The organism is Polaribacter sp. Z014 (assembly GCF_023555435.1).
Taxonomy (GTDB): domain Bacteria; phylum Bacteroidota; class Bacteroidia; order Flavobacteriales; family Flavobacteriaceae; genus Polaribacter.
Window position 1 is genome coordinate 75,888 of record NZ_JALCZP010000009.1, and the last position, 25,037, is coordinate 100,924.

Annotated in this window: 22 protein-coding genes, 2 tRNA genes and 1 pseudogene; 11 read left to right on the plus strand and 14 right to left on the minus strand. The window is 29.9% G+C overall.

Features of this window, described 5'->3' with window-relative positions:
* The first annotated feature begins 21 nt into the window (after positions 1-21).
* From MPF19_RS11865 to MPF19_RS11880, 4 genes and pseudogenes are all read left to right on the plus strand, one after another.
* On the plus strand, positions 22-432 hold the full coding sequence (locus MPF19_RS11865; RefSeq protein ID WP_249988420.1) for a MerC domain-containing protein: 411 nt from the start codon (positions 22-24) through the stop codon (positions 430-432).
* On the plus strand, positions 422-1,087 hold the full coding sequence (folE, locus tag MPF19_RS11870) for a GTP cyclohydrolase I FolE (protein WP_249988421.1): 666 nt from the start codon (positions 422-424) through the stop codon (positions 1,085-1,087). The genes MPF19_RS11865 and folE overlap by 11 nt, the downstream gene beginning before the upstream one ends.
* A 98-nt stretch (positions 1,088-1,185) precedes the next feature.
* Positions 1,186-2,091, plus strand: a complete 906-nt coding sequence (locus MPF19_RS11875; protein WP_249988422.1) for a GTP-binding protein — start codon at positions 1,186-1,188, stop codon at positions 2,089-2,091.
* 57 nt (positions 2,092-2,148) lie between these two features.
* Positions 2,149-2,217 (plus strand): annotated as a pseudogene (locus MPF19_RS11880) (GTP-binding protein); the annotation flags it as partial.
* A gap of 89 nt (positions 2,218-2,306) precedes the next feature.
* On the opposite strand, the gene MPF19_RS11885 reads toward MPF19_RS11880, so the two are convergent.
* From MPF19_RS11885 to MPF19_RS11895, 3 genes are all read right to left on the minus strand, one after another.
* Positions 2,307-2,383, minus strand: a tRNA-Arg gene (locus MPF19_RS11885).
* A gap of 58 nt (positions 2,384-2,441) precedes the next feature.
* Positions 2,442-2,672: a putative signal transducing protein gene (locus tag MPF19_RS11890; protein ID WP_203391890.1), complete on the minus strand. Its 231-nt coding sequence runs from the start codon at positions 2,670-2,672 to the stop codon at positions 2,442-2,444.
* A gap of 11 nt (positions 2,673-2,683) precedes the next feature.
* Entirely contained in the window at positions 2,684-2,836 is a 153-nt protein-coding gene (locus tag MPF19_RS11895; RefSeq protein ID WP_203391891.1) for an SsrA-binding protein, read from the minus strand.
* A 541-nt stretch (positions 2,837-3,377) separates the two neighbouring features.
* On the opposite strand from MPF19_RS11895, the gene MPF19_RS11900 reads away from it, so the two are divergent.
* Positions 3,378-4,310 carry a calcium/sodium antiporter gene (locus MPF19_RS11900; protein ID WP_249988423.1) on the plus strand — a complete coding sequence of 311 codons (933 nt, stop codon included), beginning with the start codon at positions 3,378-3,380 and terminating at the stop codon, positions 4,308-4,310.
* 126 nt (positions 4,311-4,436) lie between these two features.
* Here MPF19_RS11900 and MPF19_RS11905 read toward each other — a convergent pair whose 3' ends face one another.
* From MPF19_RS11905 to MPF19_RS11915, 3 genes are all read right to left on the minus strand, one after another.
* Positions 4,437-5,393: a PorP/SprF family type IX secretion system membrane protein gene (locus MPF19_RS11905; RefSeq protein ID WP_203391893.1), complete on the minus strand. Its 957-nt coding sequence runs from the start codon at positions 5,391-5,393 to the stop codon at positions 4,437-4,439.
* Entirely contained in the window at positions 5,390-10,420 is a 5,031-nt protein-coding gene (locus MPF19_RS11910) for a cadherin-like domain-containing protein (protein WP_249988424.1), read from the minus strand. Before MPF19_RS11910 ends, MPF19_RS11905 begins: the two co-directional genes overlap by 4 nt.
* Before the next feature lie 752 nt (positions 10,421-11,172).
* Positions 11,173-11,379: a hypothetical protein gene (locus MPF19_RS11915; protein ID WP_203391896.1), complete on the minus strand. Its 207-nt coding sequence runs from the start codon at positions 11,377-11,379 to the stop codon at positions 11,173-11,175.
* A 215-nt stretch (positions 11,380-11,594) separates the two neighbouring features.
* On the opposite strand from MPF19_RS11915, the gene MPF19_RS11920 reads away from it, so the two are divergent.
* Complete coding sequence (locus MPF19_RS11920) at positions 11,595-11,981, plus strand: pyrophosphohydrolase domain-containing protein (protein WP_203391897.1); 387 nt, start codon at positions 11,595-11,597, stop codon at positions 11,979-11,981.
* 4 nt (positions 11,982-11,985) lie between these two features.
* On the opposite strand, the gene MPF19_RS11925 is transcribed toward MPF19_RS11920, so the two are convergent.
* Both MPF19_RS11925 and MPF19_RS11930 read right to left on the minus strand, forming a co-directional pair.
* Positions 11,986-12,468, minus strand: a complete 483-nt coding sequence (locus MPF19_RS11925; RefSeq protein WP_249988425.1) for an ABC transporter ATPase — start codon at positions 12,466-12,468, stop codon at positions 11,986-11,988.
* Between the two features lie 99 nt (positions 12,469-12,567).
* Complete coding sequence (locus tag MPF19_RS11930; protein WP_249988426.1) at positions 12,568-13,170, minus strand: thioredoxin family protein; 603 nt, start codon at positions 13,168-13,170, stop codon at positions 12,568-12,570.
* 216 nt (positions 13,171-13,386) lie between these two features.
* Between MPF19_RS11930 and MPF19_RS11935 the strand changes: the two genes are divergently transcribed.
* On the plus strand, positions 13,387-14,040 hold the full coding sequence (locus tag MPF19_RS11935; RefSeq protein WP_249988427.1) for a hypothetical protein: 654 nt from the start codon (positions 13,387-13,389) through the stop codon (positions 14,038-14,040).
* 5 nt (positions 14,041-14,045) lie between these two features.
* A complete protein-coding gene (locus MPF19_RS11940; protein WP_249988428.1) occupies positions 14,046-14,567 on the plus strand; it encodes a nuclear transport factor 2 family protein in 522 nt (173 codons plus the stop codon).
* 544 nt (positions 14,568-15,111) lie between these two features.
* Here MPF19_RS11940 and MPF19_RS11945 read toward each other — a convergent pair.
* The 5 genes from MPF19_RS11945 to MPF19_RS11965 form a co-directional block, all read right to left on the minus strand.
* On the minus strand, positions 15,112-15,585 hold the full coding sequence (locus MPF19_RS11945; RefSeq protein WP_249988429.1) for a regulatory protein RecX: 474 nt from the start codon (positions 15,583-15,585) through the stop codon (positions 15,112-15,114).
* 74 nt (positions 15,586-15,659) lie between these two features.
* Positions 15,660-19,145: an efflux RND transporter permease subunit gene (locus MPF19_RS11950; protein ID WP_249988430.1), complete on the minus strand. Its 3,486-nt coding sequence runs from the start codon at positions 19,143-19,145 to the stop codon at positions 15,660-15,662.
* Positions 19,146-19,156: 11 nt separating this feature from the next.
* The gene (locus MPF19_RS11955; RefSeq protein WP_203391903.1) at positions 19,157-20,329 is read right to left on the minus strand and encodes an efflux RND transporter periplasmic adaptor subunit; all 1,173 of its coding nucleotides are present in this window, start codon (positions 20,327-20,329) and stop codon (positions 19,157-19,159) included.
* Between the two features lie 9 nt (positions 20,330-20,338).
* Positions 20,339-21,682, minus strand: a complete 1,344-nt coding sequence (locus MPF19_RS11960; RefSeq protein ID WP_203391904.1) for a TolC family protein — start codon at positions 21,680-21,682, stop codon at positions 20,339-20,341.
* A 7-nt stretch (positions 21,683-21,689) separates the two neighbouring features.
* Positions 21,690-22,289, minus strand: coding sequence for a TetR/AcrR family transcriptional regulator (locus tag MPF19_RS11965; RefSeq protein WP_249988431.1), 600 nt, complete (start codon positions 22,287-22,289; stop codon positions 21,690-21,692).
* A 229-nt stretch (positions 22,290-22,518) separates the two neighbouring features.
* Between MPF19_RS11965 and MPF19_RS11970 the strand changes: the two genes are divergently transcribed.
* From MPF19_RS11970 to MPF19_RS11980, 3 genes are all read left to right on the plus strand, one after another.
* Positions 22,519-23,490, plus strand: a complete 972-nt coding sequence (locus MPF19_RS11970) for a polyprenyl synthetase family protein (RefSeq protein ID WP_249988432.1) — start codon at positions 22,519-22,521, stop codon at positions 23,488-23,490.
* 65 nt (positions 23,491-23,555) lie between these two features.
* Positions 23,556-23,629 (plus strand) — tRNA-Ile (locus MPF19_RS11975).
* Between the two features lie 675 nt (positions 23,630-24,304).
* Positions 24,305-24,454, plus strand: coding sequence for a PID-CTERM protein-sorting domain-containing protein (locus MPF19_RS11980; RefSeq protein ID WP_249988433.1), 150 nt, complete (start codon positions 24,305-24,307; stop codon positions 24,452-24,454).
* Here MPF19_RS11980 and MPF19_RS11985 read toward each other — a convergent pair.
* A complete protein-coding gene (locus MPF19_RS11985; protein ID WP_203391908.1) occupies positions 24,444-25,028 on the minus strand; it encodes a riboflavin synthase in 585 nt (194 codons plus the stop codon). The genes MPF19_RS11980 and MPF19_RS11985 overlap by 11 nt on opposite strands.
* Positions 25,029-25,037 lie beyond the last annotated feature (9 nt).

Genomic DNA, 25,037 nt, shown 5'->3' on the forward strand with positions numbered 1-25,037 from the left:
GATATAAAATTATTATTAAATATGACATTTACAAATCAAAAAGCAGATCATATAGGTGCTATAGCTAGTTCACTTTGTTTGATGCATTGTGTTGCAACACCTTTTATATTTATTGCACAAAGTAGTGTTCTTGCTTGTTGTAGCACAACAACTGCACCTAGTTGGTGGAAATTTATAGACTATTTTTTCTTAGTCATTTCATTTTTAGCTATTTATCGTTCCACAGAAACCACCGCAAATAATTGGATGAAACCTTCTTTGTGGTTTAGTTGGTTGCTGCTTTTTGTAGTGATTATTAATGAAAAAATAACATTGCTTTCTATACCAGAAAGCGCAATTTATATACCGGCAATTGCCTTGATTATTTTACACACATATAATAGAAAATATTGCCAATGTAAAACCGATAAATGTTGTGTACATGAAAAATAAAAAACAAATAGAAATCGTAGGAGATAATCATTTTTCAACGAGTATAAAAACGCCTTTACGTGCAGATGCTTTTGATAAAAGTGACGATGAGAAAATAGAAAACATCCAGTATCATTTTAAAAAGATCATGGAAGAAATGGGGTTAGATTTAACTGATGATAGTTTGTCTGGCACTCCGTATCGCGTTGCAAAAATGTATGTAAAGGAGTTGTTTTATGGGCTAAACCCAATAAATAAACCTAGATTATCCACTTTTGAAAACAAATATGGGTATAAAAAAATGCTGGTAGAACAAAATATTACCATAGATTCTGCTTGCGAACATCACTTTTTACAGATAATAGGGTATGCAAATGTGGTTTATATTCCTAAAGATAAAGTAATAGGTTTGTCTAAAATAAATCGATTGGTAGATTATTATGCCCGTCGTCCGCAAGTGCAAGAAAGGCTTGTGCTTCAAATTTTAAACGACTTACAAACTATTTTAGAAACCAAAGATGTAATTGTTTCTGTTACCGCAAAGCACCTTTGTGTTTCTTCTAGAGGGATTAAAGATCAAAGCAGTTTTACAACCACTTTAGAGTATGGAGGTTGTTTTGAAGAAGCTGAAACTCGTAATGAATTCTTAAAGATTATCGCTCAAGAGAAAATATAATTTAGGGTATTTTTCGAATGAATGTTGTAGGTTTTATTGATAAAATGAATACATTAAATCTACTAAAAGCATAAATTAGCACAAGCATTTTTTACAATATGGAAGCAATTATTACCATTGTCGGTTTTTTAGGATCAGGGAAAACTACCTTATTAAATTATTTAATAGATCGTTTTACTGAAAAAGAATGGAATCCTTTTGTCATTTTAAATGATTATGAAAATGCCAATATGGATGTACAGCAGTTTCTAGAAAAAGTAGATAATAAATATCTAAAAGCGCTTACCGGAAGTTGTATTTGTTGCACTGGCATACATGAACTCAGAAATTATGTAAACGGAATTCCTGTTAGAAAAAACGGAATTACCTTAATTGAAGCCAACGGAACATCAGATGCTTGTTCGCTTATGGAGTTTTTAGGAGTAGGTGTAAACAATCGGTTTTTACCACCGATACAAATCTCTGTGGTAGATGTACAAAATTGGCAAAAACGAGGAGAACATAATGATTTAGAAGCGAATCAAATACAAGTTTCCTCTTTAATTGTGCTGACTCATCTTAATGGAGCTTCAGAAAATAGAACAGCATTGGTAATTAAAGATTTAAAAAAGCACAACCCTTTTGCTAAAATTATCACTTTGGATGCATTAGACGTTGAGTTGTTACCCATTCTTTTACCTTCTAAAAATGTGGTCGATAAATTAGCGCATCAAAAAGCACATTGGTCTTCCTGTTCTATAGATTTACCTGTTTTACCATCTAAAGATTGTATCGATTTTATTTGTAAACAATTGCCTAAAAGTATACTTAGGGTTAAAGGTTGCGTGCAAATAGCTAAAGAGGCGCAATACACTTATTTTGAGCGAACACCAGACGGAAAAGTATTTGTAAGACCTTTTAAAGGCGTACCAATTACAGGGACTAAATTACTAACCATTGGTGCTGGTAGTGAACCCGCTGTTTTAGAAAAAGCGATTGCAGACAGCCTTAAAGCTCATAATTAATTACGATAATTTAGATAAATAACCCATTCAAAATATAAAATAATAATGATAAAGGGAATAAAAAAATTACCAGTAACTGTTTTAAGTGGATTTTTAGGAGCTGGTAAAACTACATTGTTAAATCATTGTGGTGTTTAAATTCTTGTTTTGTAGGCAAATAATCTGCAAATGAAAAAACCAGTACTTTACAAAATGTTGTAAAGTACTGGTTTTATTGGTGACCATGGCTGGATTCAAACCAGCAACCTCTTGAGCCGTAATCAAGTGCGCTATTCAGTTGCGCCACATGGCCGTTAAGCGGGTGCAAATATAGTGTGCTTTTTTGAATACGGAAAGATAATTGTTGTTTTTTATGAATTTATTTTCATTTTATAAGCATCTATAATTGGTTGGGCCTTTTCTAGATCTGTTTTTAAGACAAATAATTCAACCGAATTTGTGGGAACACCAAAACCAGCTAATCTTCCAGATTCTACTCGATCGGATGTTCTAGATTTAATATCTGCATTAATTAATAAGGTATGCAATCTGTGTACTATGATAGAATTATCTGTAAATACTTTGGTATAATCTTCAGACATAATATTGTTTTTTAGGTTAATGAATTTTTAGTTGTAAAAGCTCTCCATCCAATAATAGCTAGTTGAATTTTAGATGCTTTAGAGATATCCAATCCTTTTTTAGTAAAGGAAGGTAAGATTAACTTATTAATCTTTGCAAGTATTTTAAAAACTTGTTTTTTCATTGGTCGTAAATTAGCTATCAAATTTACTAAAATAAACAACTCAATGTTTAAAGATTGAGTTGTTTAAAGGTAAGTTACTTTTTTTTCTCTGCATATATAGTTTTGTTATTTTTTTGTTATAATAAAAGTTGAAATATAATATCACAGAGCGTTGTTATACATTTAATTAAAATAATTATCATCATAGTTTGGGTTTTAAAAGTTACTAATTTGTGTCAATTTCGAAATTGTTTTATCAATATATAATGTTTGCAGCCTCGTTACCAAATAGAGTAGTATTTATTAATTAAATTGATTTGTTATTAGTAATCATTTAATGTAAATTAGTTTTAATATGTAACCATATTTGCTTTAATTATATTTGTAATTGTAAGTTTTAAGGCTATTTTAGGTAATTAAGTGTTAGGTTGTAAAGGCGTGTTTATTTGAATTTTTAAAACGTAAAGGAAAGTGCCTTTTTAAAATTTAGAAATTTTGGCTTTTCATTTTTTATTTTCTTCTAAGAGTGATAAAAATGTATCTTCGCTAAAAATTATAATTCATGAATTTTTTATTAATAATTGGAGGTTTAGTATTGTTGATTTTGGGGGGACATTGGTTGTTAAAATCGGCTGTTGCTTTATCTTTAAAATTAGAAATTCCAAAAATAGTTATTGGTATGACGGTGGTTTCCTTTGCTACTTCTGCACCAGAACTAATTGTAAGTATTAATGCAGCTTTAAGTGGTTCTTCAGATTTAGCCTTAGGTAATGTTATTGGCTCTAATATTGCCAATTTAGGTTTGGTTTTAGGAATTACCTTGTTATTAGGAACCATGGAAGTGCAAAAGAGTTTTTATAAAACAGATTGGCCTGTTATGATGATTGCATCGCTTCTTTTGTATTTTTTCTTAAGTGGTGATCATGTAATTACTCGAAATGAAGGAATTATTTTGTTTTCATTTTTAATTATCTTTTTAGTATACCTTTTGCGTTTTCAAAAAACAGCTGTAATAGATGAATTACCAGAAGATGATGAACCTTTGCCGTTGTATAAGGTGGTTTTGTTTTTAGTTATAGGAGGTATAGGGCTTTGGGGTGGATCTGAATTATTAATAAAAGGAGCTACTTCTCTCGCTTTAGAGTTTGGTGTAAGTGAACGTGTAATAGGTGTTACGGTAGTTTCTATAGGAACAAGTGTACCTGAGCTAGCGGCGTCTATTATAGCTGTTTTAAAGAAAGAAAAAGCAATTTCTTTAGGAAACCTTATTGGATCTAATGTGTTTAATATTTTAGCTGTTTTAGGAATTACTTCTATAATTACTCCTGTTGCAGTAAAAGACCAAGGATTGCTAACCAGTGATATTTTTTGGATGTTAGGGATCTCTTTTATAGTACTTCCTTTGGTATTTATACCAAAAGGATATCGTTTAAATTGGAAAGATGGTATTCTTTTATTAGCAGCTTATTTGGCTTTTATTTATCATACTATTTAAGCGAAATAAAACCGACTCTTTAAAGAGCCGATTTTAAAAAAAAAAGAAAAATAAAAAAATATTTTTTTTATGTAGATAAGTTAAATCAAATGAATTTAATCAATCATTTTGTAGAATACTGTCTTATTAAAAATAACAACGGTTATGAAATAACCAACGTGTATTTCTATTTAAATTTAAATCGAAACGAATTATAATTTCATGAGAGCTTAAGTTGTTTCCATAACTTGCTAACCTATTATCATAAGAATACCCCACCCTATATTTTTTATTTATAATTATAGCAAATAATGCACTGATGGATTCTTTATAGCGATAAGATAATCCTGTTTCAATCTTATCTTTGTAAATTAAATTAGCATTTAAATCAACTGACATCGGCAAGCTAGGTGTGTATTTTACAATTGTTGAAGGCTTAAGTTTAAAGTTTTCAGACAAATCATATATAAAACCTGTTGATAAAAAAAAATTATTATGTTTTATTCCAAAATTGTTTTCGAGGTTTTTAAGGGTTTTAAATTGATTGGAATCTAAAATATTTGGAATGGATAATCCTACAAAAAACTCTTCAGTATAATACAATCCTCCAAAACCTATATTTGCATATGTACCGTTATTAGATGCATATATTTCATTGTCTGGAGTTATTCCTCCTGCATAGTTGTTATTAAAAAAAGTAATACCACCTTTTAAACCAAAAGATAATCTTTCGTAACGAGATATGGCAAGCGTATATGAAGCATCTAAATTTATATTATTGCTGTTTGCTAAACCCAATTTGTCGTTTATTACGGTTACTCCAAAACCTAAACCAGCAGCTGTCCTTGCATTTATAGAAAAGGTTCTAGTTTCTGGAGCTCCTTCTACACCAACCCATTGCTTACGCGATAAAAAAGAGATGCTTAAATCTGCTTTAGAACCCACAAAAGCCGGGTTTATTACCTGCATGTTATACAAATATTGTGTATAATGTGGTGTTAGTTGTGCGTAATTAATGGTCGTAAAAAAAAGAAAGATGAAGGCATTTATATAAAGCTGCCTATATTCAATTTTTAGATTGTTTAGGGGGTTGTTTTTTATCATCTTATTAATTGAATAAAGCTTTTTTTAGGTTTGGTAATTCCGTCGTTGTAGTTTAAAGAATAATAATAAATACCCTCTGTAACAGGTTTTCCATGATTGCAACCATCCCACCAAAGAGGATTTGACTTTCCGTTGTTATTATAATTAAATACTTGACCTCCCCAACGATCCATAATGATTATTTTAAAGTTAGGATACTCTTCAATACCCGCAATTTCAAAAGTGTCACTTTTTCCATCGCCATTTGGCGAAAATAGGTTTGGATAATCATTATCTTTTATAGTTCCAGTTCCAAATATGATTGATGAAATATTAGAGACATCTGTAGATGTTATACTTACTTGTAGTCGCATGGTTTCTGTATCTTCATTTAAAGAGTCATCTATGGTTTGTATCTTTTGGGTTATAGATGTAGAAAATGCAGGGATTGTAGCGTTGGTAAATAACATTTTAAAATCTTCTAAATCACTTGCTGTTTCATTAACCGATTGCAAATTAAAATTGATTGGTAAAGAGTTTTGCATTGGTTCATCAGAATCTGGATTTATAAGAGAAATTGTAAATACCAAAGTAGCTCCCTCAATAACTGTTACATCATCTATTATAATTTTGGGTTCTTGATTAATATCTAAAATGGTTCCGGTTTTTGTTAAATCTTGGGTTCCTATAGGTGAAGAAGCTACAACTCCTAAAACATTTATAAACTCATCTGGTTCGTTTATGTAGTCTACATATGTAGAAATGTTAAACGTAGTTTCTGTATTCGCATTCTCAGGATCTGTCGTTTCGTTAATAGATACAGATTTATAAGAACTTGGGTAATCTTCTGGACTAATTGCGGTTCCGTCGGTTGTATGGATATCTATGTAAATAGGTCTAGAAGATGGATGACTTAGTTTAATTGTGTGTTCTAAATCTTCACCTTCCTTATTTTCGGAATCATTCATACTTATAGATGGAGCATCATCATCATCTAAAATAGTACCAACACCACTTATTTCTGTGTTAATGGTATTGTTAGAGATTATTTTTCCGTTTAAAGTAAATAATTCCTCTAATTCATCAATATTGTCATCTAAAGAGGTTATTGTAAATGTTTTTGTATCTGTAAAAGCAGGTATCTTTAACATTTTTGATGTTACTTGCTCATAATCATAAGGGGCGATTGCTATATTGTATTTGTTTGCGGTTTCAGTACCGTCTTCTGTTGTAAAACTAATTGTAATTGGTGATGCGCTTTGAATCAATTTAGAGTGATCAGTCTTTTTAACTAGCAAGATTGTGAATTCTAAAACTTTTCCTTCTATAGCAGAAACGTTATCAATAAGTACGTCGATTGCTATAATTTCTCTCCAATCTCTTTCGGTTGTATCGGGGTCATCGTTGTTTGGAAAATCGGTAGGATCTTGATTATTTGTTGGGTTTACTAGGATTTTGTTATTGTCATAAGCGTCGTCTAAGCCATCATTATCACTATCTAAATTTAGTGGGTTAGTTTCTGCTACTCCATCATTATCATCATCCCAAGCTTCAATAGCATCATCACGAATGTCGTTATCAGAATTTAAATCAATATAATCAGGATCACCATCACGATCTGTGTCTGTTGGAGTAATTCCATTTGGGTATGCTGTGTCTATACCAAAAGTATTAACAATGCCGTTAGGGGCTTTATAAGTAGCGGTAGTTTGTCCTTCAATATTATCTACAATACCATCTGCATCTGCATCAATATCTATAAAGTTAGGAGAACCATTTGCATCTGTATTTAGAATAGTGTATTTAATAGATGTACTTGCAGTGTCGGTGTTTTCTAAAGTGTTATCTAGTCCGTTATTACCTACAAAATTATTGGTTGTACCAGATTGGTCTTTGTCTGCTGCCCTATTTCCTGCTTCTACAATATCTAAAATTCCATCATTATCACTATCTAAATCAAAGTGATTAGGAACACCATCATTATCAAAATCAAAAATATCGACAATACCATCATTATTGGCATCAACTCCGTAATCTGTATCTCTGTAATTAGGTGTTAAATCTTTGTCATGATCATCTAAAGGATTTAATCCGTTATATTCATCAATATCTAGTATGGTATCATTATCATCATCAATATCAACGAAGTTTGTAATTCCGTCATTATCTGTATCCGTTGAGGCATTTACAAGTACAAAAGCAGAAGAACTTATAATTACATTTAATGGGTCTGTTGCTGTAAAACTAGAAGTGTTGGGGTTAATACAGTCTTCATAAAATACAACTGTAAATTGAACTGTAATTGTTTCTCCTTGCATTAATATACCAGAAGTACCATCAAAAAAATTAATATCTGAAACTCCGTTATATGCCGGGTTTAATGTTGGGTTAGTGGTTGCTGTAGAGTTTTCTATAAAAGGAAGGCTAACAGAAACTATATTATCAGTACAAATTTTATTTAAGTCGTCTTGTAGGTTTAAGTTTTCTAATTGTACAATTTCACTAGTATTTTTAACGGTAAGTTGAAACGTAATTTCTTGGTGTTCTAAAATTCCATTAGGAAGTTTATTTACTTCTGAAATTGTTTTAGTATTTCCAGAAAAAGAATTAAAAAGAAAAACCATACTAGAAGCAGAACAACTGCATTGTAATGATGATGAAACAGGCGCTGTAGGTGAATTAGAAGGGTAATATCTATCTAAATGATTTCCTAAATTATCTGACCAATTAACAAAAGAGTAACTTTTATTACTAGAAGTTGTTGTTTCATCAAACCCATCTATACCGCCTTGAGTTTGAGAACGATTTAATTGATAAAAATTATTTACTCTAGAAGAAGAAAAAGGTTCTGTTAAATAAAAGATTTCTAAAATAACAGTTTCCCCTGGAGCAAGAGTGTTATTTGGCATTAATAATTTAGTGTTTGTGTCTCCGTTATAGGAATTATTAACGGTAACATTAGGCCCAGAAATTTGAGTAACTTTAAGTTCTTTAAAAACAATAGACTTGTTTAAAAAATCACCTAAGCCCATATTGTAATTAATATTGTTTGCGGTAGCAGTTCCTTCATTTGTTAAGATTACTCTATTGGTGTAATCAAAAGTTCCGTCTGGGTTTACTTTAGGTTTAGGCTCTGGCACATATAAACCTCCTGCTAGAATAGCTTCTGTAGTATGAAAATCTGTTAATAAAACATTCGCAGTATCGTTTCCTATGGTAGAGGTAACATCTACAACATGATTAAAATCGATTCCAGAACCAGATGGAGTAGGGTTTGGTCTGCCATTACAAAAAGGGTTTACTGTTACACAAAACTGAATATTTATAGATTGTCTTGGGTATAAAGTAAAATTATCTATGGCATTTTTATTAAAAATTTCATTTGATGAAGCAGTAAAAAAGTCATTATTTATAGCGTCATTATCAAAATCTAAAGGATATGGGTTGTTTACAAAATCTTGAACGGAAGTGGTGCTTACAGTAACTCCTTCTATTTTTTCAACACATGTATTTCCATAAATAGCATTTAAATCATTTGTTAAATTGATGTTGGTTATAAGGTTTTCTGCATGGTAATCTCTAGCTGTACTTGTGTTTTTAAGCGTTATGTTATATTTAATTTTATAGACTCCGTCTACTGTGTAGCCTTGGTTGCAACTAGATAAAGATTTTATTTTTAATAAGTTAGTGATATGTTCTACTGTTAAATATAAATTAGCAGCATCTGTAAAAGTTCCATCAGAAATGATGTATTTAATTACAGGAACATTACCCGTGTAGTTTTTAGCAGGGATAAAAGAATAGCTACCATCTGGTTTAAAAGAGATACTTCCTTCTGTAAATGTAGCTGTTTGATCTGTGTTATACGTTTTGCCGTTTACAATAAAATTAATAATAGACAAGGCGTTATTGTCTTGGTCACTATCATTTATTAATACCCCAGGGTTATGAACACTTAAAGTAGTGTTTATGTTTGCAGTATCATAATCATCTTTTGCATCTGGCGGATATAAGTTGATAATTTTTATAGTTAGGTTAGCTGTACTTGTAAAAGTTCCGTCTGAAACCGTATAATTAATTGTAGGAATACTATTGTTATAATCTGTTGCAGGAGTAAAAGAAAAACTACCATTTGCATTTAAGGTAATAGACCCTTCATTAAATTTAGCTTTTTCACCAACTTTATAACTAACGGAATCTATTTTAAATTCTGTAATTGTTAGAAAGTTTTTATCTTTATCTGTGTCGTTATTTAAGATCCCTGGAGCATCAATATTTAATGCTGCATTTGTTTCTGTTGTATAATTGTCGTTTTGTACGGTTGGCGGATATAAGTTAATGATTTTTATAGTTAGGTTAGCTGTACTTGTAAAAGTTCCGTCTGAAACCGTATAATTAATTGTAGGAATACTCTTGTTATAATCTTTTGTAGGAATAAAAGAAAAACTACCATTAGCATTTATGGTAATAGATCCTTCATTAAATTTAGCTTTTTCACCAACTTTATAACTAACGGAATCTATTTTAAATTCTGTAATTGTTAGAAAGTTTTCATCTTTATCAGTATCGTTATTTAAGATGCCCGGAGCATCAATATTTAATGCTGCATTTGTTTCTGTTGTATAATTGTCATTTTGTGCCTTTGGCGGATATAAGTTAATGATTTTTATAGTTAGGTTAGCAGATGCTGTAAAAGTTCCATCAGAAATTGTATAGTTAACTACAATAGTAAAGTCGTTATAATTGATGGTAGGTATAAAAACAAAACTACCATTAGCATTTATGGTAATTGTTCCTTCAGGTAAACTAATACTGTTTCCTACATTATATGTACTACCGCTCACAGAAAATCGAATGACTTCTAGTTCATCATCATCTTTGTCTGTATCATTACTTAATAAACCAGGAGTGTTAATTCTTAGTTCTAAATTTGTTTTAGTAGCATAACTATCATCTAATGCTATAGGAGCTGTTTGTGCTGCTGTAAATTGATAGAAAAGTAGAAAGAATATAACTATTTTATAGGTATTGTATTTAGGGGATATCATTCTTAGGGGGCGTTAAATGATTTTAATAAAAAAGTTTATATGTTGTCAGGTCATTTTTTTTATGGGCAATCAATTTATATCAAAATCTACATCGTTAACAGATGCATTTAAGGGTTCAATCTTTAAAGTAGTATTGGTTTTAGTATAATGTTTGTTCTTTTCTGATTCAGGATTTGCTGCAGCAAACTTATTGAATAATAAAAGGAATAATAAAAATATTAGTAGATAGGATACTAGATTTATTATAAAAGTCTTGTTTTTTTTAGTGTTTACCATTTGTAGGGGGGATTAAATGATTTTAATATTTATATGAACTATTTAAAGGCAGAGGTTTGTTTTAAACACTGCCATATTTTTTGTTTTTTGTGGTCTATAATAAACGGGGGTAACTCGAATAAAAACGAGTAACCGACTGAAAAAATTTATTTAGGCCTATGTGATTAATAAGCAGGTCTATATTGTTAGTAGTAAATGTAGTGTATGTTTTAATATCGTAATTATCCGTTATAGCTACAGGAGTTGCAGTAGCTAACTGATAGGATATTCCGAAAAATACAATAATATTGTATTTGTTTTTTTGTATCATTTGTTGGGGGGTTAAATGATTATGTAATTCTAACTATTGATAAAAATACAGATAAATATTTTAAATACTGCGTTTTTATATGTTTTAATTCAGCAAAAATATAAAATATTTATGATTAACAAGGCTTTTTTGAGTTAAAATAAATTACAAATATTTGTAAATCAATCTATTGTCCCCATAGGATGCGGATTGCTATAAAAACAGCAATAATGATTCCTCCATACATAAGTACTTTTATTCCGGTATCTTTATAATAACGTTTGTGATTTTTAATATCTTTTCTGTAACTATAAATCATTAAGGCAGTAAAAGCAATGATAAAAAAAATCATAAAAACGATTCTTCCTGAAGTAAAATAAGCACCTAAAAACATAATTTGTATTCTTTATAAGTTGTGAGTTAATAGTAAACAAGAAGCTTTTATTTTATCAGAAAGATTCTATATATTGTCTAACTAAAATTAACAAAATTCTATTTTGTAAAATTACAAATTAAAAGAAGAATGTCATTGTTTTTAGAGTAACTTCTAAAAACAGAATATCATAAACCAAAATTTAAACCAAAAGAATTATAAAAATCTTATACATAATGAAAAACAAAATAGCAGCAGTAACTAAATTTCACACCGCTTTTAAATTAAACATGAATCAAGAACCAATTGCAAATATTGGTAAAGATAGAAATACACTTCGTTTTGATTTAATGAAAGAAGAAAATGAAGAGTATATAGAAGCAGCAGAAAACAATGATTTGGTAGAGGTTGCAGATGCTCTAGGAGATATGTTATATATTTTATGTGGAACAATTATAGAACATGGAATGCAAGATAAAATAGAAGAAGTCTTCAATGAAATTCAACGTAGTAATATGAGTAAATTAGGTGCAGATGGTAAACCTATTTACAGAGAAGATGGCAAAGTTTTAAAAGGGCCTAATTATTTTAAGCCCAACATTGCCGAGATTTTAGAAAAATAAAATATTATAAATATCTGTTATACCAGCTTTCTTCAATAGGGATTTCCCAATTGTTATCAAAGTCAACTTTTGTGGTAATTAAATTATCAAAAATGATGCTTTTGGCAGTTACAGCTTTGTTTTTAAGTAGTTTTTTAAAGTCTTTTAAATCTTTGTATTGCACAAATTCTCCTTGTTTAAAACAAGCATTCATTTTGTCTAACAATTCTACTTTATATTCCTGCTGTAAACCCAAAATAAAAGAAACAGAAGCATCAACATCTGCATTTGTTAAATTAGAATTTTCACTATTAGCAAATAGTACAATAAAACGGTTGTAAAGAAATTTGTACGAAACTTTAAAATTTTCGTCGTCAGATTTCCAGTTTTCTAGAAATTCTTTTACTTTGCTTTCAATTCCTTCAATTTCATTAGGATAGAATTTTCTGCTAGAAGGGTATACCCAAACTTTTGCGTTTTCGGTAATTGTGGAATAATCTACAAACATTTTTATATAATTTTCGCTGCAAAGATACAGAAAAGAAAAACCGCAAATCAATTTATTAATTTGCGGTTTTAAATTTATTTTGATTTTTAATTAGAACTCTTATGCTAAGGACTTTTTAAAAAGTTTGATAAAATCTTCTTGTAAACTTTGTCCTTTATTTTTGTTATACCAAACTTGTAAGTCTTGTTTAAACTGTGCATCTATAACACCATGTTCTGCTTTATAGTCTGCAACCATTTTAGTAGCCTCACTAGGCCTAGGTCCCCAAGTATTTATTACGTTATTATTTTTATCTAAAGCAATTAATTTTGGTATAGATTTACCGCCATTGGTTAAAAACAGGTTCATTAAATCTTCATTCTCATCTCTTAAAGCTAATTTAAGCGTAATAAGATCATTTTTTTCTGCAATTTTATTTATAACAGGTAGGTTTTGTGCAGCATCTCCACACCAACCTTCTGCAATAACCAACCAAGTTTGTGGTTCATTAATTTCTTGCATTTCTGCAATGGTTTCTTCAGATATTTTTATGGTTTTATCTAAACGCTTCATTCTTTTATCGTTTAACAAGCTGTAGTTTGTTAAATCTTCAGATTGATTAGGTCCTGTAGCTTTTCCTTCTGCTAATAAATTACTTACTAAACCTCTATACTCTATATATGATAATGCGTTCTCTAAACTTTTTTCAATGATTTTTTTCATCTTCTAATATTTTATACAAATGTATTTTTATTACTTAAAACAATTGGTAACCTTTGTTACAAAAGTCTTAATTTTTACTTATTTAAATAGACGAAAAAAAAAGAATATCTTACAAAGTTATTTTTTTAGTATAAATAAGGCCTTGTGTTACAATTTTCTTAAATTGATAACAGATGCTCTTAAAATGTGTATTTTTACCACTTATTATAAAAACTCGTGAAACAAATTATTTACTTATTTATATTAGTCATTTTATTTTCTTGTAGTAATAATAAGCAAGAAACTATTAAAACACCCCAAGAAACACCTAAATTAAGTATTTCTAAACAGCATATTTCTGTAGAAAATGTAAAACCTATTTATAAAAAAGAGGTAGAAAATTGGGAAGAATTAAAATCAGTAAATTCTTTTATAAAGAAGTTTCAAAAAGTATCTCCTAACGAGGCTTTAAGTAATGCTTTAGAATTGAGGGATTTAATAATAAGTTTAAAGGATAGTGTAAAACCAGCAATTTTTAACAATCCTCCTTTTCAAACAAGAATAGATGTGTTAAATAATGAGGCCTTGCGTTTGGCAGATTTAACCTTTATACCCGCTATTACGTCAGAAGAAGTTAATTTACAAATAGACAAAACAATAGCCGCTTTTTCATCTGTTAATTCTAAAATTAATAGCATTCTTGCTAAAAAAAGTTTTGAAGATGAAATAGATGTGGAATTCGCTTTTATTGGTATAGATTCTACGCAAATGGATAGCATATCCAAGAAATCTATTAACTTAAAAAAGCACGTAGAAGATTCAATAAAAAAGACTAGGATAAAGCCTAAGTTACGTGTTTCTAAGAAACAAGTAGAAAAAGTGGAAAAATAAAAAAGATGAAAAATTTCTTTAGCGTTTTTGTGGTCTTTGTGTCTTTTATGAGTTGTGTTGAAAAAAAAGAAATTAAAGCAGCGCAAACTATTTTATCCATAAAAACCAATGTAAATACCTTCTTAGATGATTGGCACAAAGCTGCTTCTGAAGCAGATTTTGAAGGTTATTTTGGGAAAATGGATAGCATTTCTGTTTTTATTGGAACAGATGCAACGGAAAATTGGAGTAAAATGCAATTTGCAAACTTTAGTAAACCTTATTTTGATAAGGGCAAAGCGTGGTCTTTTAAGTCGTTAGAAAGAAATGTTTATGTGAATGATGCTAAAGATTTTGTTTGGTTCGATGAGTTGTTAACTACTTGGATGGGCACCTGTAGAGGGTCTGGAGTTTTAGAGAAAAAACAAAATATATGGAAAATAAGACACTATGTTTTGTCTGTAGAAATTCCGAATGATGATATACAATCAGTTATTTCTGCCAAGAAAAAAAGTGATTCTATTTTTTTAACAAGATTTAATAAATAGCTTTAGAAGCTATTTCCTGCTTGGAATTTATCTTGAGCAGTGTCGAAAGACTATATCTTTTTTCAGAAAAAGAAAAAAGGATGCCGTTTCAATGAGGGCTAGATTTTTTTGCAAGTATTTTGTTATTACAAGAAATTATTATGAGAGTTTATCTATGTCTGTAACATCTTCTAAGTTATAGATTTGTAGTGGTTTTTAACGCCCAATTTGTCTCTTCTAACGTAGAGACAAATCACATAAGGTTTGGTTGGTGTTGTGTTATCACTGATATGGGATTTCTCCTATTGTCGAAATGACAATTGTTGGGATTTCTTTTGCGTTCAGTTTTTTCGCACACAGTTTTGTCATTTCGACCCTTTTGGGAGAAATCACATAAAGTTTTGTTGGTTTTGTGTAATCACTGTTATGAGATTTCTCAATACTTCGAGATGACAATTGTTGAGGCTCAGTTTTGTGGTATCACTATTATGGGATTTCTCAATACGAAGTGACAAATTAGTGATGGTTATGGTGTTTTTGAAAAATAATCGATTAACATAGGTGTCTAAGAAACTACCTCGTTTACAGCTTTATAAATCAACTCGTTTTCAAAGCCTTTACGCATTAAAAACCCAATTAATTTCTGTTTTCTTTTGTAAATATTCGGTTCTGTAATTACTTCATTTCTATTTTCTGTAATTCTATAAATAGTTTTTAAATATTCACTCTCATCAATTTCTTTAAGGGCTGTTTTAATATTGTAAGCAGAAATATCTCTAAACTTCAATTCTCTTACAATACGTTGTTTTCCCCAAGATTTAATTCTAAATTTTCCTCTTGCATAACTTTTAGCGAAACGTTCTTCATTTAAAAAATTATCTTTCATTAAACTTAAAAGAATCATTTCTCTAGCCTCAGGAATCAAGTTGTATTCGCGCATTTTTTGCTCTACTTCCTTGTGGCATCTATCTTGATAAACGCAATAATTCTCTAGTTTTCGTTTTAGTTCATCAACCGTAAAAGACTTCTTTTTTATCATTGGTTCGAAAATACAAAAAGGGATGAAATTTAAATAATTTCATCCCTTTAATATTAAAATATATTTAATTCTTTTTACAAAATTACTTTTTTAGGAGCTATTTTACTTTTTAACCACATTTTAAATAACGTAATTAAGAAGAATAAAACAGGTACTATAATTAATGTTAAAAAGGTTGCTATTAGTAGACCGTAAATAACGGTCCAAGCTAACGGTCCCCAGAAAGCAACGTTATCTCCTCCAAAATAAATATGCGGATTGTATTCTGAAAATAAAGTAAAGAAGTTAATGTTTAAACCAATTGCTAAAGGAATTAAACCTAAAATGGTTGTAATTGCGGTTAATAAAACGGGTCTTAAACGTGCGCCACCAGCTTTTACAATAGCTTCATATAAAGTTTCTTTGTCTAAATAATCTTCGTGGTCTATTTCTAATTCACCTTTCTTTCGGTCTATTAATAATTGCGCGTAATCTAATAGTACCACACCATTATTTACTACAATTCCGGCCAATGAAATAATACCCATCATGGTCATCATAATTACAAAAGAACTACCAGAAATAACGATTCCTCCAAAGACACCAATAAAGCTTAAGAAAATAGCAATCATTATAATTGCCGGTTTAGAAACCGAGTTAAATTGGAAAATTAGAATAAAGAAAATTAAAGCCAAACCTGTAAAAAATGCGCCTACTAAAAATAGCATTTGTTTGTTTTGTTCTTCAATCTGACCTGTATAATCAATTTTAATTCCTTTTGGTAAATTCTTAAAATTTTTCATTTCATTTTGAATTTTACCAACAACAGCAGCAGCATCTGTTTCTCCCGGAGTTAATGCAGAGTAAACGGTTACCACTCTTTTAATATCCTTATGTTTAATAGCGCTAAAACCAGAATTGTTTTTTTGTGTTGCCACCGTAGAAACCGGAATTTCTTTTACTTTACCAGAAGCCATGTCTCTAAAAATAATATTCTGATTAAAGAGTGCGCTTGTGTTATACCTATCTTCTTTATTAAAACGAACATAAATATCATAATCATCTCCATCTTCTTTGTAAACGCCTGCTTTGTTTCCAAAAATGGAAGCTCTTAATTGTTGTCCTACTTGACCCGTAGAAACCCCTAATTCACCCGCTTTTTTTCTGTCAACTAAAACTTCCATTCCTGGTTTGTCTCTGTTTACATCAATCTTTAATTCATCTATACCAGAAATACTTTTTGTATTGATAAAATCGCGCATTCTTTGAGCAACATGAATTAATTCAGCATAATCATCACCTTCAATTTCAATATTAATAGGAGAACCTGCTGGTGGTCCGTTAGCATCTTTTTCAACAGAAATTAAAACTCCCGGATAAATACCAACCAAAGCAGTTTGTAATTTCTGACGCATTAATTCACTATCTAAACCTCTTCTATATTTGTATTCTCTCATAGAGGCTTTTACTTTTCCTTTATGTGGCATTTCTGCAGCAGAACCTCCATCTGTTTGTGGGTTTCCTGCACCTTCACCAACTTGAGAAATCAAACTTTCTACCATAAAGTTATAGTCACCATCCATATATTCATCACTATATAAAACGGTTTCTACTTTCTTCTCGATTAGTTTAGTAATGTCATTTGTTTTTTGAATATCTGTTCCTTCTGGGTATTCTATATAAACAATTATTTGATTTGGTTTATTGTCTGGGAAAAATTCTACTTTAGTTCTTTGTGTACCTAAAGACCATCCGAAGGCAATAAAAGAAGCTAATAATAAAAGGGTAGTTCCAATAACTAAAAAGTATGGTGTTTTACCTGTTAAAGAGAATCTTAAACTACTTTCATACCATCTTTCTAAGACCGGTAATACTTTATTTTGAAAACTATTTGCCCAGTCTCTTAAGAATAAACGATACACCCAAAGCATAATTGCGGTAAATATCATTAAAGATCCAAGAGCTGCGTAAGCACCTCCGGTAATTAAAACAATAATTCCTAAAACGGTCATTACACCGGTAAGAATTGCTATCTTTTTAATAGGCATATCTACATCTTCTACACTCATAAATTGAGAAACCAATACAGAGTTAAAGAAAATGGCAACTAATAAAGAAGAACCTAAAACGGTAGATAAAGTTATAGGTAATAACACCATAAAGTCACCCATAACTCCGGGCCAAAGACCTAAAGGAATAAATGCGGCAACCGTTGTAGCGGTAGAAATAATAATAGGATATGCAATTTCGCTAATTCCTTTTTTTGCAGCTTCAATTCTGCCCATTCCTTCCTCGTCCATTAAACGATACACGTTTTCTACGACAACAATTCCGTTATCTACCAACATTCCAAGTCCCATAATTAATCCAAAAAGAATCATGGTATTCATGGTGTAACCTAATAAGTTTAAAATCATTAAAGACATAAACATAGACATTGGTATTGCAAAACCAACAAAAACGGCATTTTTAAACCCTAAGAAGAACATTAAAACCGTAACAACTAAGAAAACTCCAAAAATAATGTTGTTTACTAAATCGTCTACCTGACCAATGGTTTTGTTAGATTGATCGTTTGTAATAGTTACTTTTAAGTCTTTTGGAAAATAATTAGCAATGGCATCAGCAACAATTACTTGTATTTGTTCTGAAGCTGCAACCATATTTTTTCCTGCTCTTTTTTTAACATCTAGCATTACAACCTCTTTTCCGTTTTCTCTAGCAAAAGTTGTTTTGTCTTTGTCTTTAAAGGCAACGGTTGCTACATCTTTTAGGTAAATAGGATTGTTAAATTCAGATTTAATTACAAAATCTTCTAAGGCAGCAGGTTTATCAATTTCACCAATAATTCTAACCGTTCTTCTTTGTCCGCTTGTAATAAAGTTACCTGCAGACATGGTTACGTTTCCGTTGCTAATAGCAGAAGTAATATCATTAAAACTTACTTTTGCAGCCATCATTTTATAAATATCTACGGCAACTTCAACTTCTTTTTCTTGGGCTCCACGAATATCTACTTTCTTAATTTCTGCTAAATCTTCTATTTCGTCTTGTAAATATTCACCAAATTCTTTTAGTTTATGAACAGGGTAATCACCAGAAATGTTAATATTTAAAATTGCTACTTCTTCAGATAAGCTTAAATCAAATACATTGGGTTCTATTTTAGCCCCGTTAAAAGTAGGCCAATCTTCACTAGCTGTTTCTGTAGCTATTTCGTCTTTAATCTTTTGTTTAGCAAGTTCTACAGAGATGTTTTCATCAAACTCTACAACAACCATTGAGTAATCTTCTTGAGATGTTGAGGTAACTTCTATAACATTACTAATTGTTTTTACTTCGTCTTCTAGGGGGTCTGTAATTAGTTTCTCTATGTCTTCAGCTGTATTACCAGGGTAGATGGTACTAATGTAAATTTTGGTTTCTTTTACTTCCGGAAAATTCTCTCTAGCCATGCTTAAATAAGCAGTAATACCATAGAAAAATAACACAGCCATTATTACGTAAATGGTAGTTTTATTATGAATTGCCCAAGAAGATAATTTAAATTCTTTATCTACTTGTTTTCTTTGTTTTGTCATCGCTATTCTTTTTATTTATTGATAACTTTTACTGTTTGTCCGTTGTTTACACTACGAGCACCTTCTTTAATTATTTCCGATCCAACAGGTAAGTTTTCTAAAACTTCAATAAAATTTCCTTGTGTTTTTCCTGTTTTAATAACAACTCTTTCTGCGATAGCTTCATTATCAGAATTTTTTCCTTTAATAACATATACAAATTGTTCTCCATTTGCATTTTCAGAAATAATACTTTGCGGAATTAAAATAGAGGTAGCATCTGTATAATCATTAATTTGAAGTTTTGCCGTTAAGTTTGGTTTTACATTTCCACTTTTATTAGCAACAGGAACTTCAATTTTAAAAGATCTATTATTTGGGTTGATAAAACTACCAACTTGTCTTATTGAGCTATTTACACTTGTACCTAATACAGGGAATTCTATTTTTACCTCTTTGTTTTTTTGAATGCTTGTAATATATCTTTCTGGCACTTCTGCCTCTACATACATGTTGTTAAGGTTTACAATTCTAAAAACTTCAGACCCTTGACCAGGAGCAATTACAGTTCCTTTTTCTTTTATTACATCATCAATAACACCAGAAAAAGGCGCTCTGATAGAAGATTTAGATTGCTGACTTTTAAGTTGTTTTAAAGAGTTTCTTTGTGATTCATAGCTTGTTTTTGCTTGTAAAAATTGAATTTCTGAGCCTATTTTTTGATCCCATAAACGTTTTTGACGTTCAAATGTAGTTTTGGCTAATTGAGTTGTAGCTGCTAATTGAGCTACCTGATTGCTTAATCCACCATCATCTATAGTTGCTAATAATTGACCTTTAGTAACTTTTTGACCTTCTTTAACATAAACTGTTTTTAAAATTCCCGCCATTTCTGGGTAAATTAAAATATTCTGTTTTGTTTTTACATTTCCTTGAATTTCTAAATAGTGATTAAAAACTTCTTCTTTTACTGTAATAGTAGTAATTAAAGGAAGTTTTTTTAAGGTATCTTTTTTAGAAATGGCTTCGTTTATAGTTTCTAATTCGGTATTTATTTTTTCTAAATTAGCGGTAATTTCTTTCTTTTTTGCTGTTAATTCTTGTAAGTTTCCTGTGGCAACTAAATCTGCAACAGAGGTTGTTTTTTTCTCTCCACAAGAGTTTAAAACAAGTGTAATTACTAATAATAAATATATTTTTTTCATGCCTGGTTGTTATTTGATTGGGGTGTTTAATGCGTTTTCTAAAGTTGCTTTTTTAGCAATTACATCTAACATAGATTGTATGTAGGTTTGTTGTTGTGTGTATAGTTGGTTTTGTGCTTGCAGTAAATCGAAGCTAGTAGAAATTCCTTCGAAGAATTTAATTCGTTGCTTTTTTTCTATTCTTTCTGCTAAGCCAACATTTTTCTTTGCTGTTGCGTAGTTTTCGATGCTTAATTGATACTCGCTTTTTGCTTTTTCTGCCAATAAGGTTAAGCGTTGTTTAGTTTCTTCTAATCTAATATCTGCTGTTTCTAAGTCGATTTTTGCTTGTGCAGTTTTAGAACTTCTTTGTAAACTACTAAATATAGGGATGTTTAAACTAACACCTAATAAAGAAGAGTTGTACCAGCTTTGATCTGATTTAAAAAAAGAAAAGTCGCTAGAGTATGCTTGTGCTCCGTAATTCACATAGGCAGATAAACTTGGTAAAGCTTTACTTTTTTCTAATTTTACAAGTAAGCGTTTAGATTCTCTATCGTTTTGTGCAATTTTAAAATCGATATGTTTATCTACTTTAAAATCATCGGCAATTAAACCTAAGTTAATGTTTTTTTCCGCTAAAGAATCTAAAGAATCTGTTAATACAAGTTGTGTTTCAATTGGGTTTCCTAGAGAAAGATTTAGCATCTTGTAAGCAATGTCTTTCATTCTCTTAACGCTATTAAGCTGGCTTTTTAGATTTCCTAATGTAATTTGTAGTTGTTCTACATCTTCCTCTTCATTAAAACCATTTTCATAGATTTTTTTAGCATCACTTAAATTTTTTTCAAGAATTCTTATATTTCCTTCTAATATGGTAATGCTGTTTTCTACCACTAAAACATTTCCGTAAGCATTTATAATAGCTTCTCTGGTTAGGAGCTCTGTTTTTTCATTGGCTTGTTTAGAAATTTTTAAATATGTTTTAGATGCTTGTAATCCTACCAAATAAGAACCATCAAATAATAATTGCTTTAAGGTTACAGATGCACCAATATTTTGTTTTGGACTAAAAGTTACAGGGGTAAAGGTGCCTGCAGCTCCTCCAACTAATTCGGCAGGTAACAACGATACTTGTTGTTTAAGCCAATTTGTATAATCTACAGTTCCTGAAATTTGAGGTAACCCAGTAGCGGTTGTTTCCCAAACTTTTTTGTCTGCAATTTTTATATCATTTTTAGATGCTTTGGTATTGTAACTATGCTCTATTGCAAAGTCTATAGCTTCTTTTAAAGATAATTTCATTGTTTTTTCTTGTGCGTTTGTAACTAAGAAAAAACAGGTACTTAAACATACCATAATTATTTTTTTCATGTGTTCTTTATTTCAGTTTTAATTGGTTTTCTAATTGTTGTATTCCTTTTTCAGTACAAATTCCTCTTAAATGATATTCTAAGTAATAGGTCATTAAGGTGTTCATAGAATAATTTGTTAAAGGAAATAGATCTTTATCTTTAATTCCGATCATTCCATTATAATATATTCTTGAGATAAATTCTAAATCTATTGTTTCTCTGTATAAGTTGGTCTTTATTCCTTTTTTTAGGTTATTGATAACGCAATCTTGCATTACATGAAATTGTTTTTGTTTTAAAGAGGTATAAATTTTAGGGTAATATTTTTGAAGTTGATATTGTGGTGATGATTTTTCATCCTTTAAATTTTCCATAATCAATCTTTTTATAGAAAAAATTTCATGTATTGCATTTAATTCTAATTTGCAAACGCCATTAATACCACAACATATTTTATCAAACATAGCGTGTGTTACAGCGGTAACAAGTTCGGTTTTGTTTTTAAAATACTTGTAAATGGTTTTTTTTGAAACCCCAAGAGCCTCTGCTATTTCATCCATAGTAACACTTTTAAAACCTAAGTTTAAAAAGAGTTCATTTGATTTTTCTAAAATTTTTTCTCTCATAATTTAAAAAAGTTTCCTTTAGTTTTTCTAAAGGTTTCCTCTGAAATTGTCATTCCCGTGAACATGGGAATCTAAATATTGAATTTTATAAAAAAAATTAATATTCGGGTGCAAATATATAAAAGGAAACTTTGGAAACAAAAAAAGTTTCCAAAGTTTTAGTAATTTTTCTACAGTGGAATTAAAAAATAAAATTTCTTTACGTTATTTTTACAAAAAAAATACAGATTTGGACATTTTACATTATCAGAAAGATTTTATTGATTATTTAGAATCTAAAAAGTGGGTTAATGAACCTAAAAATTTATATGAGCCCATAGATTATATTATAAAATTAGGCGGTAAACGAATGCGTCCTATTTTAACGCTAATGGCAGCAGATATTTTTTCTGGAGGATATGAAAAAGCAATGCCAGCAGCTTTGGCTGTAGAAGTTTTTCATAATTTCACCTTAATTCATGATGATATTATGGATGATGCACCTTTAAGAAGAGGTAAGGCTACAGTGCATGAAAAATGGGATATCAATACGGGAATTCTTTCTGGAGATGCCATGTTGATATTAGCATATCAGTATTTTGAGAATTATGAACCCGTTGTTTTTCAGAAATTAGCAAAACTATTTAGCAAAACAGCTTTAGAGGTTTGTGATGGACAGCAATTAGATGTCGATTTTGAAACTAGAAATGATGTAACTATCGATGAGTATATTAATATGATTCGTTTAAAAACTTCAGTTTTGGTTGCAGCGGCATTAAAAATGGGTGCAATAGTTGCAGAAACTAGTGATGAAAATGCAAACTTAATATATGATTTTGGACTGAATTTAGGATTGGCCTTTCAGTTACAAGATGATTATTTAGATACTTTTGGTGATCCCGAAACTTTTGGAAAACAAGTAGGAGGGGATATTATTGAAAATAAGAAAACTTATCTTTATTTAAAGTCATTAGAGGTTGCAAATGAGCATGATTGTAAGAAATTGGAATATTTTTATAGCCGTAAATTAGATGATAATTCAACTAAAATTACGGAGGTAAGTCGTATTTTTGATTTAAATGATATTCCTATTTTAATAAAAGAACAGATTCAGGATTATACAGAAAGAGCTTTTGAGACTTTATCTTGCATGAATATTTCTGAAGAAAGTAAGGCTAGTTTAAGGAATTTTGGACTTTGGTTAATGAATAGATCAGTTTAATTAATTTTTTTTAAAAAAGTTTGTTGATTATTCAAAATAAAGAGTACCTTTGCAGCCAATTATTCGGTCCCATAGCTCAGCTGGTTAGAGCATCTGACTCATAATCAGAGGGTCCTTGGTTCGAGCCCAAGTGGGACCACTAGTAACAACAAGCCTTTACAGAAATGTAAAGGCTTTTTTTTGTTTTTAAAAAATATTTAAATAACGGTTATTTACTATATAATAAGTTAGAAAAAGAAATTAGTCTAATACTAAATAAAATGTTATTGCTGTTTAAAAAGAAAAGGTTTTAATAAATATTGAAATTGAGAGATTGTGATTTACTTTAATTAATTATTAATGAGCATGAATTAGTTTGGTTAAAAACTAAGAATTATTCTAAATATTTTGGATTAAGTTATCTAAGTGTATTAAAATTAATAAAAGTATAAATTTAAGATGAAGGGCTTGGGGGGATATGCGAATCATTAAAATGAGATAATCCGAACCTTGTCATTGAAGCTTATTTTAAAATTAATTAGATTTTTATGATGATTATTGATAGTAAATCAAATTATTTTTAAAACGGATGCTAAAAATTACAATTAATAAATAAAAGTATCTATATTTGCCGAGAAAATTTTTATATCCTATTTTAGTAAGTAGTTAGAAAAGAGGTTGATTTGTTTAGTTATAACAAATAAGCTTTCTTTTTAGATTGTTTATGGATGATTAATGATATATAGATTTTTTATTTAATAAAATTATTTAATATTAAAATTTTAATCTGGGGGGATATAAAATGAAAAATAAAAAATACTTTGCATTAATAATAATGCTAGCACTTACGTATATAGTTAACGCACAAAATGTTCCAAGACCTGCAGGACCACCACCGCCACCACCTGGTTTGGCGATTGACGGAGGTTTGATCTTTTTAGTAGTTTCTGGAATTATTTACGGAGTAAAGAAGGTTAAGAATTAGTTAGTTTACTAACGTATTTTCCAATAACATCAAATTCGAGATTTACACAATCATTAAGTTTTAAATACTTAAAGGTTGTGTTTTCTGTCGTATATGGTATTATAGCAACACTAAATTCATCTTTTTTAGAGTTAACAACCGTTAAGCTTACTCCATTTATAGTAATAGAACCTTTTTCTATGGTAATATTATTAGTGCCAGCATCGTATTTAAAAGTAAAAATAGTACTTCCATTATCTTTTTTAATATTAATGCAAGTTGCAGTTTGGTCTACGTGGCCTTGCACTATATGTCCATCTAATCGATCACCTAGCTTCATTCCTCTTTCTAAGTTTACAGAATCATTTACATTTAAACGACCAATATTTGTTTTGTTTAAAGTTTCTTTAATTGCGGTAACTGTGTATGTGTCATTTTTAATATTTACAACAGTTAAACATACACCATTATGCGCTACGCTTTGATCTATTTTTAATTCATTAGTAAAATTACTTTTCACAGTTAGATGAATATTGTCTTGTTCTTTTGTAATATTTGTTATTGTACCAAGTGTTTCTATAATTCCGGTAAACATATTTATAAA